Source organism: Actinopolymorpha sp. B9G3 (genome assembly GCF_040120725.1).
In the GTDB taxonomy this organism is placed as follows: Bacteria; Actinomycetota; Actinomycetes; order Propionibacteriales; family Actinopolymorphaceae; genus Thermasporomyces.
The window spans coordinates 606,625-621,744 of the sequence record NZ_JBEEAB010000002.1 but is presented as its reverse complement, the minus strand read 5'-3'; the positions used below and the strand labels follow the sequence as shown (position 1 = coordinate 621,744).

General features: G+C 70.1%; 11 protein-coding genes. 8 read left to right on the top strand and 3 right to left on the bottom strand.

Features of this window, described 5'->3' with window-relative positions; genetic code table 11:
* Positions 1–193: 193 nt before the first annotated feature.
* Together ABNF93_RS05920 and ABNF93_RS05915 are read left to right on the top strand one after the other, a co-directional pair.
* A complete protein-coding gene (locus tag ABNF93_RS05920; RefSeq protein ID WP_349326552.1) occupies positions 194–1,705 on the top strand; it encodes an MFS transporter in 1,512 nt (503 codons plus the stop codon).
* A gap of 162 nt (positions 1,706–1,867) precedes the next feature.
* Positions 1,868–2,917 (top strand): aldo/keto reductase, encoded by a 1,050-nt coding sequence (locus ABNF93_RS05915; RefSeq protein ID WP_349326550.1) that lies wholly within the window; start codon positions 1,868–1,870, stop codon positions 2,915–2,917.
* 262 nt (positions 2,918–3,179) lie between these two features.
* Here the strand turns inward: ABNF93_RS05915 and ABNF93_RS05910 are convergent, their stop codons facing one another.
* Positions 3,180–3,932, bottom strand: a complete 753-nt coding sequence (locus ABNF93_RS05910; RefSeq protein WP_349326549.1) for a tyrosine-protein phosphatase — start codon at positions 3,930–3,932, stop codon at positions 3,180–3,182.
* Positions 3,933–3,948: 16 nt separating this feature from the next.
* Positions 3,949–4,887 carry a heme o synthase gene (locus ABNF93_RS05905; RefSeq protein ID WP_502877546.1) on the bottom strand — a complete coding sequence of 313 codons (939 nt, stop codon included), beginning with the start codon at positions 4,885–4,887 and terminating at the stop codon, positions 3,949–3,951.
* Between the two features lie 287 nt (positions 4,888–5,174).
* Here ABNF93_RS05905 and tkt point away from each other — a divergent pair, with 287 nt between their 5' ends.
* From tkt to pgl, 6 genes are all read left to right on the top strand, one after another.
* Positions 5,175–7,280: a transketolase gene (gene tkt, locus ABNF93_RS05900; RefSeq protein WP_349326548.1), complete on the top strand. Its 2,106-nt coding sequence runs from the start codon at positions 5,175–5,177 to the stop codon at positions 7,278–7,280.
* 71 nt (positions 7,281–7,351) lie between these two features.
* On the top strand, positions 7,352–8,458 hold the full coding sequence (tal, locus tag ABNF93_RS05895; RefSeq protein WP_349326547.1) for a transaldolase: 1,107 nt from the start codon (positions 7,352–7,354) through the stop codon (positions 8,456–8,458).
* Positions 8,455–10,068, top strand: coding sequence for a phosphoglucose isomerase-related protein (locus tag ABNF93_RS05890; RefSeq protein ID WP_349326546.1), 1,614 nt, complete (start codon positions 8,455–8,457; stop codon positions 10,066–10,068). Before tal ends, ABNF93_RS05890 begins: the two co-directional genes overlap by 4 nt.
* 55 nt (positions 10,069–10,123) lie before the next feature.
* Positions 10,124–11,680 (top strand): glucose-6-phosphate dehydrogenase, encoded by a 1,557-nt coding sequence (zwf, locus tag ABNF93_RS05885; protein WP_349326545.1) that lies wholly within the window; start codon positions 10,124–10,126, stop codon positions 11,678–11,680.
* A 98-nt stretch (positions 11,681–11,778) separates the two neighbouring features.
* The gene (locus ABNF93_RS05880; protein ID WP_349326543.1) at positions 11,779–12,741 is read left to right on the top strand and encodes a glucose-6-phosphate dehydrogenase assembly protein OpcA; all 963 of its coding nucleotides are present in this window, start codon (positions 11,779–11,781) and stop codon (positions 12,739–12,741) included.
* A complete protein-coding gene (gene pgl, locus ABNF93_RS05875) occupies positions 12,738–13,517 on the top strand; it encodes a 6-phosphogluconolactonase (RefSeq protein WP_349326542.1) in 780 nt (259 codons plus the stop codon). The genes ABNF93_RS05880 and pgl overlap by 4 nt, the downstream gene beginning before the upstream one ends.
* 68 nt (positions 13,518–13,585) lie before the next feature.
* Here pgl and ABNF93_RS05870 read toward each other — a convergent pair whose 3' ends face one another.
* Positions 13,586–14,962 carry an MFS transporter gene (locus ABNF93_RS05870; RefSeq protein ID WP_349326540.1) on the bottom strand — a complete coding sequence of 459 codons (1,377 nt, stop codon included), beginning with the start codon at positions 14,960–14,962 and terminating at the stop codon, positions 13,586–13,588.
* Between the last annotated feature and the right edge of the window lie 158 nt (positions 14,963–15,120).

The following is a 15,120-nucleotide window of genomic DNA, read 5'->3' as shown; positions in this document are numbered from 1 at the left end:
TGAGGCACCGGACCGAACGGAACACTCGGAAAGCGACCACGCGGGCGGCTCGCCCGCAGGAGAGACGGCGGAGGCCGTCGGGTGGAAGTGTACCCGGACCAGGACTCGTTCAGTCGATCCGGTCCGTCCTCCCGCTTTCGCCGCCGTCGATCGCGCACGATGGTGGGGCCAGGAACGATCCCGGGGGACGCCGATGAACCAGCCATCGCAGGGACCGAACGCCCCTGCCGCGCGGCTGTCCTTGCCGCTCGACTCCAGCCGCGGCCGGTGGGTGATCGTGGGGACCGTGCTCGGCTCGGGTATCGCGTTCCTCGACAGCACAGTGGTCACGATCGCCCTTCCGGCGATCAGCCGGGACCTTGGCGGCGGACTCGTGGTCCAGCAGTGGGTCGTCGACGGCTATCTCCTCACGCTCAGTGCGTTGCTCCTCCTCGGTGGGGTCCTGGGCGACCGTTACGGCCGGCGGAAGGTGTTCACGCTGGGTCTTGTGGCGTTCACCATCGCCTCGTTGGCCTGCGGTCTCGCTCCGACCGGTCCGGTCCTCGTGGCCGCGCGCCTGGTCCAGGGCGTCGGCGGCGCACTCCTGGTTCCGGGAAGCCTCTCCCTCATCGACGCCAGCATCCGGGGAGAGGACCGGGGGGCCGCGGTCGGGCTCTGGGCCGGGCTGACCGGCGTCTCGTCGGCCATCGGTCCCTTCCTCGGCGGGTGGCTGGTCGACGCCGCGTCGTGGCGGTGGGTGTTCCTCCTGAGCCTGCCGTTCACGGCAGCGGCACTCTGGGTGACGCTGCGTCACGTACCGGAGAGCCGGGATCCCGCAGCCCCGCGCCGGCTCGACGTCCTCGGCGCCGCCTGCATCACCCTAGGGCTCGGCGGCGTGACGTACGCCTTCATCGAGGTTCCAGCCCGCGGCTGGGAGCCGGTCAGCGTGGTGGCGGCGGTGCTCGGCGTCGTCGGACTCGTCGCGTTCCCGCTGGTGGAGACCTGGCAGCGCGATCCGCTGCTGAGGCTCGACATCTTCCGTTCGTCGCAGTTCACCGGAGCCAACCTCACGACGTTCGCGGTCTACGCCGCACTCAGCGGCGCGCTCTTCCTGCTCGCCCTACAACTGCAGCAGTCGCTGGGCTACACGGCACTCGCGGCGGGCGTCGCCACGCTCCCGATCACGGTGCTCATGCTCCTGTTGTCCTCGCGGATGGGCGCCCTCGCCCAACGCGTCGGGCCGAGGGTGCCGATGACGCTGGGGCCGATCGTGGCCGGCGCCGGGCTGGCGTTGATGGCGCGGATAGTGCCGGGCAGCTCGTACTGGACCCACGCCCTCCCCGCGATCGTCGTCTTCGGCCTCGGTCTGGCGATCACGGTCGCGCCGCTGACCTCCACCGTGCTGGCATCGGTCTCGGATGAGCGGGCCGGTGCCGCCTCTGGCGTCAACAACGCTGTGGCCCGGACGGCCGGCCTGCTCGCGGTCGCGGTCCTCCCCCCGGTCGCTGGCGTCAGCGCGGGGACCGACAGCCCACTGGGCCCCGGTTTCGGGCGCGCCATGCTCATCAGCGCCGTGCTGTGTGGGGTGGGTGGGTTGGTGGCATTCGCGACGGTACGCAGGGGCCAGCCGGTACACGTGAACCCGTTGCCAGGCGTTCACCATGCCTGCCAGGCTCCGTGCACCAGCCAGCAGCCGCTCGAGGACACCCGAGGGACCAGGTCGTAGGCCATCCGCACCTTGCCCGTGCGTCATCCGTACCTCGCCTGCCGTCCGTCCGCACCCCCGGTCCTGGGCGACCGGTGTGGGAAAGCGCCTTCCGAAGCGCGTGCCGGTTCGGGCATCATCGTCGGCGTACTCCCCCTGCGCCACGCCTGCCGAGAGGACCGCATGGACCACCTGACTCCCCGCCCTGATCTCTACGACGTCCCCTTCATGGCCGAGGAGTACCACGGGATGCCGTACCGTCTCGTCGGCGCCTCGGGCCTACGGGCATCGATGATCGGGCTCGGCACCTGGAAGTTCGGCTACCCGGACACCGGCGACGCCGCGCGGGTCGACGAACGCGCGGCCTTCCCGATCTTCGACCGGGCCATCGAGCTCGGCGTGACCTTCTGGGACACCGCCAACCGCTACAACGCAGGCTCCGGCAACTCCGAACGCCTGATCGGACGGTGGTTCCGCGCCAACCCCGACCAGCGACGCAACGTCGTTCTCGCGACCAAGATCCACGGCGGCATGGACGGCGCGACACCCAACCACAGCGGGCTGTCCCGCGGCAACATCCTCGACGCTCTCCACGCGTCGCTCGCGCGACTGCAGCTGGACCATGTAGACGTGCTCTACTTCCACCGCCCCGATGACACGGTGCCGGTCGAGGAGAGTCTCGAGGCCGTCGAGGACGTCGTACGCCAGGGCCTCGTCCGGTATTTCGCCGTGTCGAACTTCAGTCGTGACCAGCTCGCGACGTACCTCGACGTGGCGTCGGGTCTGTCGCGGCGGTGCCGACCGGTCGCCGTGCAGAACCAGTACGACCCGCTCGGCCGGGAGACGGAGCCACACCGCGGCGTGCTCGACTTCTGTGCGGCGAACGGCGTCGCCTACATCCCGTACAGCCCGCTCGCCGGCGGGCTGTTGACGAGCCGCTACCTCGACCCCGCCCGGGCGGGTGCCGGTGACCGGCTGCACGACGAGGGCAAGCTCGCCGCGGTCGCGACGCCGGAACGGCTGGCATCGGTACGCAAGCTGGTGAAGCTGGCGGAGTCCTGGGACATCGAAGTGAACCAGCTGGCTCTCGCGTACCTCCTGACGCTGCCCGGCATGGGACCGCAGATTCCCAGCAGTTCGACGCTCGCCCAGCTCGAGTCCAACGCGGGAGCCGGCGCGATCACCCTGACCACCGAGCAACTCGGCGAAATCGAGTCCGCCCTGTCCGGCTGATCACCTCGGCGAGAGCCGCAAATGACCACGCTGGGTAGGCCCGCCGACGGTGGTGAATGACCACGCTGGGTAGGCCCGCCGACGGTGGTGAATGACCACGCTGGGCATGCCTGTGGTAGCCGGGACATGCATCCATGCCTTTCCGGGGACCACTGGCATGCTCAGCGTGGTCATTTGCAGGCACCAGGCATGCTCAGCGTGGTCATTCACCGTCAGCTTCGTCGGGGCCAAGAGGTGTCCAGCCCGCACCCGCCGGACTGGCTCAGGCGCGCAGACGATCCCGTAGCGCGCCCACCTGCGCGGTGCTCATGCCGCCGGCTTCGAGATAGCCCGGGACTCCGCCATAGCGCTGGTCCAGGTGACCGAGGACCTTCAGCATGTTCGACGGCGGCGTGGGCTGGAGACGGCGGTAGGCCTCGCGCAACTCCTGGTCCTCGACCGCCGCGAGGAAAGCCGCGCTTTCCTCGACCAGTTGCGCCTCGGTCAGTGCGTAGTCGGCCGCGATCGTCTCCTCGTCGACGCCGGCCACGTGCAGAGCCATCGCGACCACGACACCGGTCCGGTCCTTGCCGCCTGCGCAGTGCACGACGACCGCTCCGGGCGGGGCGTCGGCGATCGCCGCGACGGCGGCCGTGAAGAGCGTCGGCCGCAGGTCGAGCATCGTGAGGTAGATGTCGGCGAGGTCGAGCGCCTGGTGGTCCGGATCGGCTGGGTTCTGGACCTCGAGGTTGCGGTAGAGCGGGTCGGCCGCGAAGGGGCTGGGCGCCGCCTCGCACTCCCGGTTCCGTCGCAGGTCGATGATCCGGCTCACGCCGTAGGCATGGACGGCGGCGATTCCCTCCGGTGTGAGCTTGGAGTGGCTGTCGGTACGCACCAGCGCCCGCTCCCGGATCCGACCACCGTCGGTCGTGGGGAGCCCGCCGACGTCGCGGGCGTTGAGGCAGTTGGGCCAGTCGAGGTGGAGTGGCGAGTGCTGTGGTTCGTTCCGATCGGTGGGGGCTGCCGGCACAGTCATCGACGGTCGGACCTCCTCAGGTCAACAGCGGATCAAGGGCGACGGCGACGAACAGCAGCGCGAGATAGAGGTTGGACCAGTGGAAGAACCGCATGGGACGCAGGTCGAGCCCGCTGCGGCCGCGCGCCACCCGCCGGATCAGGGCGTACGCCTCCACCAGGACGACCAGGCCAAGCACCGAGGCGGCTACCGGGTAGAACCACCCGGTGGGGGCGATCGGCCACAGGGCGAGGGAGGCCGCGACGGTCGCGAGAGAGTACGCCATGACCTGCCAGGCGACGGCGCGTTCGGTCGCGACGACCGGCAGCATCGGCACACCGGCCGCGGCGTAGTCGTCGCGATAGCGCATCGCGAGCGTCCAGGTGTGCGGCGGCGTCCAGAAGAACACCACGAGGACCAGCGCCAACGGTGCCCAGTCGAGCGACCCCCGCACGGCGGTCCACCCGATGGCGACCGGGAAGCAGCCGGCGATGCCGCCCCACACGATGTTCTGGGGCGTACGCCGTTTGAGGATCAGGGTGTAGACGCAGATGTAGAACGCGTTGGCCGCCAGGGCGAGGACCGCCGACAGCCAGTTGACCGCCAGCCCGAGGACCAGGGTCGAGACGACACCCAGCGCGAGACCGAACCACAGCGCGTCGCGAGGGCTTACGGCGTGCCTGGGCAGCGGCCGGCGCCGGGTGCGGCGCATCCGCTCGTCGATGTCGCGGTCGAGGACGCAGTTGAGGGTGTTGGCGCTTCCGGCCGCGAGGATCCCGCCCGCCACCGTGACAAGCACCAGCCCGAGCGGTGGCACTCCCCCGGCGGCGAGGAACATCACCGGAATCGTGGTGACGAGCAGGAGCTCGATGATCCGCGGCTTGGTGAGGGCGACGTAGGCGCCGACGACGTCGCGCCACGTCGCCGGACCAACGCCAGCCGGTTCGGTCACCAGGGTGCCGGATTCGCTCGGCAAACGCCCGGTTTCGCCCAGCGAGGACCCTGCTTCGCCCAGCGAGGACTCGGAGCCGACAGCTGTCACGTACACCTCGGGAGCGAAACCAGCAACGCCGGCAACCGGGCCGGCCGGACAGAAAGCAGCCGTCAGTCTAGAAGCGGGAGGTCGCCCATCCGTGCACAGGGTGCGACCAGAGACCCGATGGTCATGCGGCGGCCACCGCTGCGGCACGGAGCATGGGTAGGCTCCGAATCGGTGATGTTCAACAGAGTTTTCCATCCGCGAGCAGGAGCCGATCGACGCACATGAGCGCCAACGACAGAAGTAACCGCCTCGAGTGGACCGATCTCGACCAGCGCGCCGTCGACACCGTTCGGGTGCTGGCCATGGACGCGGTCGAGACACCGGCAATGGGCCACCCTGGAACGGCCATGAGCCTCGCCCCCGCGGCGTACCTCCTGTACCAACGTCTGCTCCGCTACGACCCGGCCGACCCGGACTGGATGGGTCGTGACCGGTTTGTCCTGTCCTGTGGCCACTCGAGCCTCACGCTCTACGTCCAGCTCTTCTTCGCCGGCCTGCTCGACCTGGATGACCTGAAGCACCTCCGCCAGTGGGGCAGCCGCACCCCCGGCCACCCCGAGCACGGCCACACCGCGGGCGTCGAGACCACGACCGGCCCGCTCGGCCAGGGCCTCGCCAACGCGGTCGGGATGGCGATGGCGGCCCGCCGCGAGCGTGGCCTGCTCGACCCTGACGCCGCGCCGGGGGCCAGCCCGTTCGACCACCGGATCTTCGTGTTCGCAAGCGACGGCGACATCGAGGAGGGCATCACCCACGAGGCCAGCGCGATCGCCGGGCACCAGAAGCTCGGCAATCTGATCGCGCTCTACGACGCCAACCAGATCTCGATCGAGGACGACACCGACATCGCCTTGTCCGAGGACGTCGCCAAGCGGTACGAGGCCTACGGCTGGCACGTCCAGACGGTCGAGTGGCGCCGCGCCGATGGCTACGTCGAGGACGTCCAGGCGTTGTGGGACGCGTACCAGGAGGCGATCGCCGAGACCGCCCGACCGTCGCTCATCATCGTGAAGACGATCATCGCCTGGCCGGCACCCAACGCCCAGAACACCGGCAAGGCGCACGGTTCGGCCCTCGGGCCCACTGAAGTTGCCGCCACCAAGCGCGTTCTCGGTTTCGACCCCGACCGAAGCTTCCAGGTCGACGAGGAGGTGCTCGCCCACGTCCGCCAACTGCGCGAGCGCGGCGCGAAGGTGCACGAGGAATGGCAGGAGACCTTCCAGGCCTGGCGCGACGATCACCCCGACCAGGCCCTGCTGTTGGATCGGATGCGTTCGCGCCGGCTGCCCGAGGGTTGGTCCGACCGGATTCCGTCGTTCGAGCCGGGCAAGGACGTCGCGACCCGCAAGGCGTCCGGTGAGGTTCTGACCGCGCTGGCTCCGGTGTTGCCGGAGCTGTGGGGTGGCTCGGCGGACCTGGCCGGCTCCAACAACACCACGCCGGCTGGCGAGCCGTCGTTCATCCCGCCGGAATACTCCACGAAGGAGTTCACCGGTGACTGGTACGGCCGGGTCCTGCACTTCGGCGTCCGCGAGCACGCCATGGGCGCGGTCCTCAACGGCATCGCCCTGCACGGCGGCACCCGTCCGTACGGCGGCACCTTCCTCGTGTTCAGCGACTACATGCGCCCCGCCGTGCGCTTGGCCGCGCTGATGAAGCTGCCGGTGATCTACGTCTGGACCCACGACTCGATCGGCCTGGGTGAGGACGGTCCGACACACCAGCCGGTCGAGCATCTCGCGGCACTGCGCGGGATTCCCGGCCTCGAGGTCGTCCGCCCGGCCGACGCCAACGAGACGGCGGCCGCCTGGCAGCACGTCATGGCTCACTCCGACGCGCCCAAGGCACTCGCCCTCACCAGGCAGAACGTCCCGACGTTCGACCGTTCGGCAGGCACCGGGTTCGCACCGGCGAGCGAGGTGGCGCGGGGTGGCTACGTCCTCGTCGACGCTCCAGGAAACCAGGTGCCCGACGTCGTCCTGATCGCGACCGGCTCGGAGATCCAGCTGGCCGTCGCCGCCCGGGAGCAGCTCGAGGCCGAGGGCGTCGCGGCCCGGGTCGTGTCGATGCCGTGCGTCGAGTGGTTCGACGCGCAGGACCAGGCCTACCGCGACACCGTCATCCCGCCCGGCGTCAAGGCGCGGGTCTGTGTCGAGGCGGGCATCGCCCAGCCGTGGTACCGCTTCGCCGGCGACTCCGGCCGGATCGTCTCACTCGAACATTTCGGCGCCTCAGCGGATTACAAGACGTTGTTCACCGAGTTCGGACTGACAGGGGAAACGGTCGCGCAGGCGGCCCGCGAGAGCATCGCCGCCGCTCGCGGGTAGGGACGGGCCAGCCCGCCAGGGCTGTTGCGCCAACCTGCGCCGCCATCGCAGACGATGAGAAGGGGACCCAGATGAACGACCGACTCAAGGCCCTCGCCGACGAGGGCGTGGCGATCTGGATCGACGACGTGTCCCGGCAGCGACTCGGTTCGGGCAACCTCGCCGAGCTGGTTCGCGACAAGCACGTCGTCGGCGTGACGAGCAACCCGACCATCTTCGCGAAAGCGCTGTCCGACGCGAAGGTCTACTCCGACCAGACCCGGGACCTCGCCGTCCGCGGCGTCGACGTCGAGGAGGCCGTCCGCGCGATCACGACGTACGACATCCGTTGGGCCTGCGACGTCCTCCGTCCGGCGTACGACGCGAGCGGGGGCGTCGACGGCCGGGTGTCCATCGAGGTCGACCCCCGGCTGGCGCGCGAGACCGAGAAGACGATCGCCGAGGCGCGCGCGCTCTGGTGGCTCGTGGATCGGCCGAACCTCTTCATCAAGATCCCGGCGACGCGCGAAGGACTCCCGGCCATCACGACGGCGTTGGCCGAGGGCATCAGCGTCAACGTCACCCTGATCTTCGGCCTGCAGCGCTACCGCGAGGTGATGGAGGCGTTCCTCACCGGCATGGAGCAGGCAAAGGCGTCCGGCCATGAGCTGTCGAGCATTGGCAGCGTGGCGTCGTTCTTCGTCAGCCGGGTCGACACCGAGGTCGACAAGCGGCTGGACAAGATCGGATCGACCGAGGCCAGGGCTCTGCGCGGCAAGGCCGCGATCGCCAACGCCCGCCTCGCGTTCCAGGCGTACGAAGAGGTCTTCGAGGGTGCCCGTTGGCAGGCGCTGAAGTCCGCCGGTGCGCACCCGCAGCGGCCGCTGTGGGCGTCGACGTCGACGAAGGACCCGAGCCTGCCCGACACGATCTACGTCACCGAGCTGGTGACCCGCGGCGTCGTCAACACAATGCCCGAGGCGACGATCGAGGCGTACGCCGACCACGGCGAGACGCGCGGCGACACGGTGCTCGACACCTACGCCGAGTCCCGCAAGGTCATCGACGATCTCGAGGCGCTCGGCATCAGCTACGCCGACGTGGTGGGCGTCCTGGAGGACGAGGGCGTCGAGAAGTTCGCGGCCAGCTGGAAGGAACTGCTGGAGTCGGTGAGCAGGGAGCTGGGGGCCCACCGGTGACCGACGCCGTCCGGGTCGAGGTCGACCAGCCCACCTGTGGGGCGGTCCTGCGGGCACTCGTGGACGACGACGTCGCGCCGGCACTGGCCCGCGGCGACTCCCTGCTGTGGGGTACGGCGGCGCAGGAGGAGGCCTCGATCCGGCTGGGCTGGGTCGACTCCCCGCGCACGTCGCGGCCACTGCTCGCCGAGATCGACGCCCTGTCCGCAGAGCTGCGCCAGGAAGGACTCGACCACATCGCCCTTGCCGGAATGGGCGGCTCGTCGCTGGCGCCCGAGGTGATCACGGCGACCGCCGGCGTCGCGCTGACGGTCCTCGACTCCACCGACCCCGCCGTCGTCCGACGGGCGCTCGCGGACCGGCTCGACCGGACCGTGCTGGTCGTGTCCAGCAAGTCCGGCTCCACCGTCGAGACCGACAGTCAGCGCCGCGCCTACCTCCGGGCGTTCGCCGATGGGGGTATCGACGGCCCGAGCCGGATCGTCGTCGTCACCGACCCGGGCTCTCCGCTCGCCGAGCTGGCCGAGAGCGAGGGCTACCGCAAGGTGTTCCTCGCCGACCCCAAGGTGGGCGGGCGCTACTCCGCGTTGACCGCGTTCGGTCTGGTGCCGGCCGGACTGGCGGGAGCCGACGTCGCCGAGCTTCTCGACGAGGCGGAGGCGATCCTTCCCGCGCTCGCCGAGTCCACCCCGGACAACCCCGCCCTGACGTTGGCCGCCGCCCTCGCCGCGGCTCACGAGCAGGGCCTCGAGAAGGTCGTGCTGGGCGACGGTGCCACGCCCATCAGGGGCTTCCCCGCCTGGGTCGAACAGCTCGTCGCCGAGTCCACCGGCAAGGACGGGCGAGGGTTGCTGCCCGTCGACGTCGGACGCACGTCGGCCACGACACCCGGCTGGAACGGTGCCGGTGCCGGCACCAGGATCTCCATCGGCACGCCTGAACACCAGGTCCCTGGCCAGGTCCTCACCAGCGGACCCCTCGGCGCGATGTTCCAGCTCTGGGAGGCCGCCGTCGCGATCGCCGGCCGGGTCATCGGGATCAACCCCTTCGACCAGCCGAACGTCGAGGAGGCGAAGAAGCAGGCGCGGGCGCTGCTCGATGCGCCAGAGGCCGGAGACGGGATGCCGCTCGCCTGGACCGAGGGAGCGGTCGAGGTCTACGGCGACCCCTCGACGCTGCGCGGCGAGCAGTCGCTCGCCGCGCTCCTCGCGTCCCTGCACCTTCTCGTCCCAGAGACGGGTTATCTCGCGCTGCAGGCCTACCTCGACCGCGACGGCGAGGCCGATGCGGCTGAGCTCCGCCCTCTTGTCGCGGCCACGAGCGGCGTCCAGACGACGTTCGGATGGGGCCCACGGTTCCTGCACTCGACCGGGCAGTACCACAAGGGCGGGCACCGCAACGGCGGCTTCGTCCAGATCACCGGTGAGGTGGCCGAGGACCTCGCCGTACCGGACCGTCCGTACACCTTCGGCCAGCTCCAGCGGGCCCAGGCCGCGGGCGACGCCCGGGTGCTGATCGCCACCAGACAACCCGTCGTACGCCTGCATCTCACCGATCGTCGAGCTGGCCTTGCCCAGCTCATCGCCGCCGTCAAGACGGTGCGCCCATGACCGAACGACGTGCGGTCGTCACGAGGGCACAGCGCCGACCAAGGAGAGGTCGTCCATGACCGATGAGGCCGTGCTGGTGAAGAACCGCCCCGCACCCTCCAACCCGCTCCGCGATCCGCAGGACCGCCGGCTCCCCCGCATCGCCGGTCCGTGCGGCCTCATCATCTTCGGGGTCACCGGCGATCTGGCGCGTACCAAGCTCATGCCGGCCGTCTACGACCTCGCCAACCGCGGGCTCCTTCCGCCCGGCTTCGCGTTGGTCGGCTTCGCCCGCCGCGAGTGGGCCAACGAGGACTTTGAAAAGGTCGTCCACGACGCGGTGAAGGAACACGCGCGCACGCCGTTCCGCGAGGAGGTCTGGAAGCAGCTGCGGGAGGGCTGCCGGTTCGTTCAGGGCGAGCTCGGTGACGACCCGTCGTTCGAACGCCTGCGCACCACGATCGACGAGCTCGACCGCGAGCGCGGCACCAACGGCAACCACGCCTTCTATCTCTCGGTGCCGCCGAAGCTGTTTCCCGTGACCGTACGCCAGCTCAAGGAACACGGCCTGGCCGACCAGGGGACGGAGCACTGGCGCCGGGTCGTGGTCGAGAAGCCGTTCGGTCACAACCTGGAGAGCGCCCGCGAGCTCAACCAGATCGTGTCGGAGGTCTTCCCGCCCGAGGCCGTCTTCAGGATCGACCACTACCTCGGCAAGGAGACGGTCCAGAACATCTTCGCGCTGCGGTTCGCCAACCAGATGTTCGAACCGGTGTGGAACGCCAACTACGTCGACCATGTGCAGATCACCATGGCCGAGGACATCGGTATCGGCGGGCGCGCCGGCTACTACGACGGCATCGGCGCGGCCCGCGACGTGATCCAGAACCACCTGCTGCAGCTGCTCGCGCTCAACGCGATGGAGGAGCCGGTCAGCTTCGACGCCCGGGCGTTGCGGATCGAGAAGCAGAAGGTCCTCGCGTCCGTGCAGCTGCCGCGTCGGCTCGATCTGCACACGGCGCACGGACAGTACGCCGACGGGTGGGCCGGTGGCAGGAAGGTCGGCGCCTACCTCGACGAGGAGGGCATCCCGAAGGACTCCCGCACCGAGACCTACGCCGCGATCAAGCTGGAGGTCGACACGCGGCGCTGGGCCGGGGTGCCGTTCTACCTACGTACCGGCAAACGCCTACCGAAGCGGGTCACCGAGGTCGCGGTGGTGTTCAAGCGGGCACCGCACCTGCCGTTCGCGGCGACAGCGACCGAGGAGCTCGGCCACAACACGCTCGTGATGCGGATCCAACCTGACGAGGGCATCACCATCCGGTTCGGCTCGAAGGTGCCTGGAACGCAGCTGGAGATCCGCGACGTGACGATGGACTTCGCCTACGGCGGTGCGTTCACCGAGTCCTCGCCGGAGGCGTACGAACGGCTGATCCTCGACGTGCTTCTCGGCGATCCGCCGCTGTTTCCCCAGCACGAGGAGGTCGAGCTGTCCTGGCAGATCCTCGACCCGATCGTCGACTTCTGGGCCGAACACGCCAAGCTCGAGCAGTACCCGTCCGGCACCTGGGGGCCGTCCAGCGCTGACGAGATGCTCGCCCGGGACGGCCGCACCTGGAGACGACCGTGAGCGACGTGCGCGAGGCTTTTTCAGCCACCCGTACGACAACCACACCCGTACGACAAGGGGATCCGGGTGCCGATCGTGCGGAGTGAAGGAGCAGCGCTGTGATCATCGATCTTTCCGACACGAGTGCGAGCGAGATCGCGTCGGCCCTGGTCAAGGCGCGTCGCAATGCCGGGAGCCCGGCGATGGGCATGGTGCTCACGCTCATCGTGGTGGCCGACGAGAGCGGACACTACGACGCGCTGAAGGCCGCGATGCTGGCGGCGAAGGAGCATCCGTCCCGCATCATCGGCGTGATCCCGCGCAACGGCGAAGGCCCGGCGAGACTCGACGCCGAGGTGCGGGTGGGCGGCGAGAGCGGTCCGGGTGAGAGCCTGCTGCTCCGCCTCTACGGAGAGCTCTCCCAGCACCCGGACTCGGTGGCGATGCCGTTGCTGCTGCCCGAGTCGCCGGTCGTCACGTGGTGGCCCGGGAGGGCGCCCGCGATCCCCTCAGCCGATCCGCTCGGCCAGCTGGCCCGTCGCCGGGTCACCGATGCGGCGGCCGCCGAACGACCGATCGAGGCGCTGCACGAACACTGCCGGGGCTACGCGCCGGGTGACACGGACCTGGCGTGGACGCGTACGACCCCGTGGCGGGCCCTGCTGGCCGCGGCACTGGACCAGAAGCACGCCAGGGTCGTCGGCGCGACCATCGAGGCCGAACGGTCCAACGCCAGCGCCGACCTGATAGCCGCCTGGCTGGCCCTGCGGCTGCGGATCCCGACGTCGGTGACGACGAGCGAGGGCCCCGGCATCACGGCGGCCCGTCTCCACACCGACGACGGCGACATCGCCATCACCCGAGGCGACGGTCTGTTGGCGCGGTACTCGATTCCCGATCAGCCCGAACGCCACGTCGCACTGAAACGCCGCGAGACCTCCGAACTGCTCGCGGAGGAACTGCGCCGGCTGGATCCGGACGACGTCTATGCGCTGACGGTCGAGGAACTGCTGCGCATGCGGGCCCACGACATCGATCCGCGCAAGTCCACGCGCGAGGCGGAGGTCCAGGGTTCGCGATGAGTACCCCCGAGATCGTCGTCCATGCCACCAAGGACCTGCTCGCCGAAGCCATCGCGGCCCGGCTCGTCACCGCGCTGGTCGACGTCCAGGCGAGCCGGACCAGGGCGTCGGTCGTCCTCACCGGCGGTGGGATCGGGACCGGCAGCCTTGCCGCCCTCGCCAACTCGCCGGCCCGCGACGCGATCGACTGGCGACGGCTGGACGTGTGGTGGGGCGACGAACGCTACCTGCCCACCGGCGATCCCGAACGCAACGAGACCGGCGCCCGTGCGGCACTCCTCGACCACGTGCCGGTGGATCCGGCCCGGATCCACCCCATGCCGTCCGCGGACGAGCATGACGCCGCCAGGGTCGAGGCGGCCGCGGAGCGCTATGCGTCCGAGCTGGCCGCCGCGGTGCGTCCCGAGGACCACGGCCCGGTTCCGGCGTTCGACATCTGCATGCTCGGGGTCGGGCCGGACGGTCATGTGGCGTCGCTGTTCCCCGAACGTCCCGCCGTCTACGACGAACGTCCGGTGGTCGGGGTCCACGGAGCGCCGAAGCCGCCGCCCACAAGGATCTCCCTGACCTTCCCGGCGCTCAACGCCGCGCGCGAGGTGTGGTTCCTGGTCTCGGGAGCGGAGAAGGCGGGGGCTGTACGCCTGGCTCTGTCCGGGGCGGGTCCCGTACAGATCCCGGCGGCCGGCGTACGCGGTCGGCAGCGCACGCTGTGGCTGCTCGACCGGGCCGCCGCCAAGGAGCTGCCGGCCGACCTGCACCGCCCGACGACTCCCTGACCCCGACCGGCGGGCGACGAGCGGTACCCGGCGGCCGATCCGGCGGCGTCCCGCCGAGACCGGAAACGTCAGGTGCACACGGGCACGGGCTCGACCGGGGGGACCGCTTCGTTCCTGGGCTCGTCGTCCGTTCCGGCGGATCCGTCCTCGTCGTCTCCGCGGTCGTCGAGCGGGTGCGCGAGTTCGTCCTTCGGCATCTTCGCCAGCACGATCGCCAGCACCGCGATCACGGCGGGGATCAGGCCGGCGGCGAGGAACGTCGTACCCGACCCGACCGCGGCGCTCACCGGCCCGGCCGCCGCCATCGACAACGGCATGAACACCAGCGAGACGAAGAAGTCGAGGCTCGAGACCCGGCCCAGCATGTGCGGGGGCACCCGACGCTGCAACAGGGTTCCCCAGATCACCATCGGCGCGGAGAAGCAGATCCCGACGACGAACACCGCGACCGCGATCTGCGCGACGTGGGTGGCGAAGCCGACGAAGACGAGGGGCGCGCAACCGAGGCCCCAGAACAGGTTCATGACCGTGAGGTATCGCCGTGGCATCCGGAACGAGGCCATCGCCATCGACCCGACCGCGCCACCGATTCCGAACGCCGCCATCACGATCGCGTGGTCGCCGGGTCCGCCGCCGGCCCGGTCCTTGATCACGAACGGTACAAGGACGTCGATCGGCCCCATGATCAGCAGGATCAGTACCGACGCGAACAGCAACGTCGCCAACAGCCATGGCGTACGCACCATGTAGACGAAGCCGTCCCTGAGGTCGGTCACGGCGGATCGCACGGGATGCTCAGGGCCTGCCGGACGCTCCTGCCGGAGTGGCACCGGGCGCATCGCCAGCAGCAGGGCGACGCCGGCCGCCTCGCACACGCAGACCACCACCAGGGCCGCGCCCGGGGACCAGGCCGCGATCACCGCACTCGCCACGGCCGGACCGGCCGCCTGCATGATCATCGGGCGCAGCATGCCCTCGACACCGTTCGCGGCCATCAGGTCCCGGCCGGGAAGGATCGACGGCAGCAGCGCGGAGTACGCGGGATAGGTGAACCCACTGCCGAGCCCGATCGCCAGTGCCACGAGCACCAGGTGCCACACCTCGAGCCAGCTTGCGACGGCCAGTGCCGCCACCACGCCGACCGCGAGGGTGCGTACGACGGCGACGGCACGCAGGATCCGGAGCTGCGGGATGCGGTCGGCCATGACCCCGCCGAGCAGAGCGGTGGCGAGCATTCCGCCGGCAGAGGCGGCCGACACCATCGACACGGCGCCAGGCCCACCACCCAGCGCGATGACCTGCCACACGAGCGCGATCAACCATCCGCCGGCACCGAACAGCGACAGCGTGACCGACGCGGCCAACAGCCGGTACTGCCCGAACCGGAACGGCCGCAACGGTCCGCGCAACCAGCCCGGGCTGGTCGCACTCGTCGAGTCGTTCATGGCCCTTCCCCTCCACCGATGGTCGTGTCGTCGCCCGCTGCTGAGTCTGACCGGCGGTACCCCTGCAAATCATCGCCGATGTCCGATCACGTCCGACTCCCTGCCACACCAGAACATCTCGATGTGGCCTCTGCTATTGGTAGGTGTCGGGCATTTCG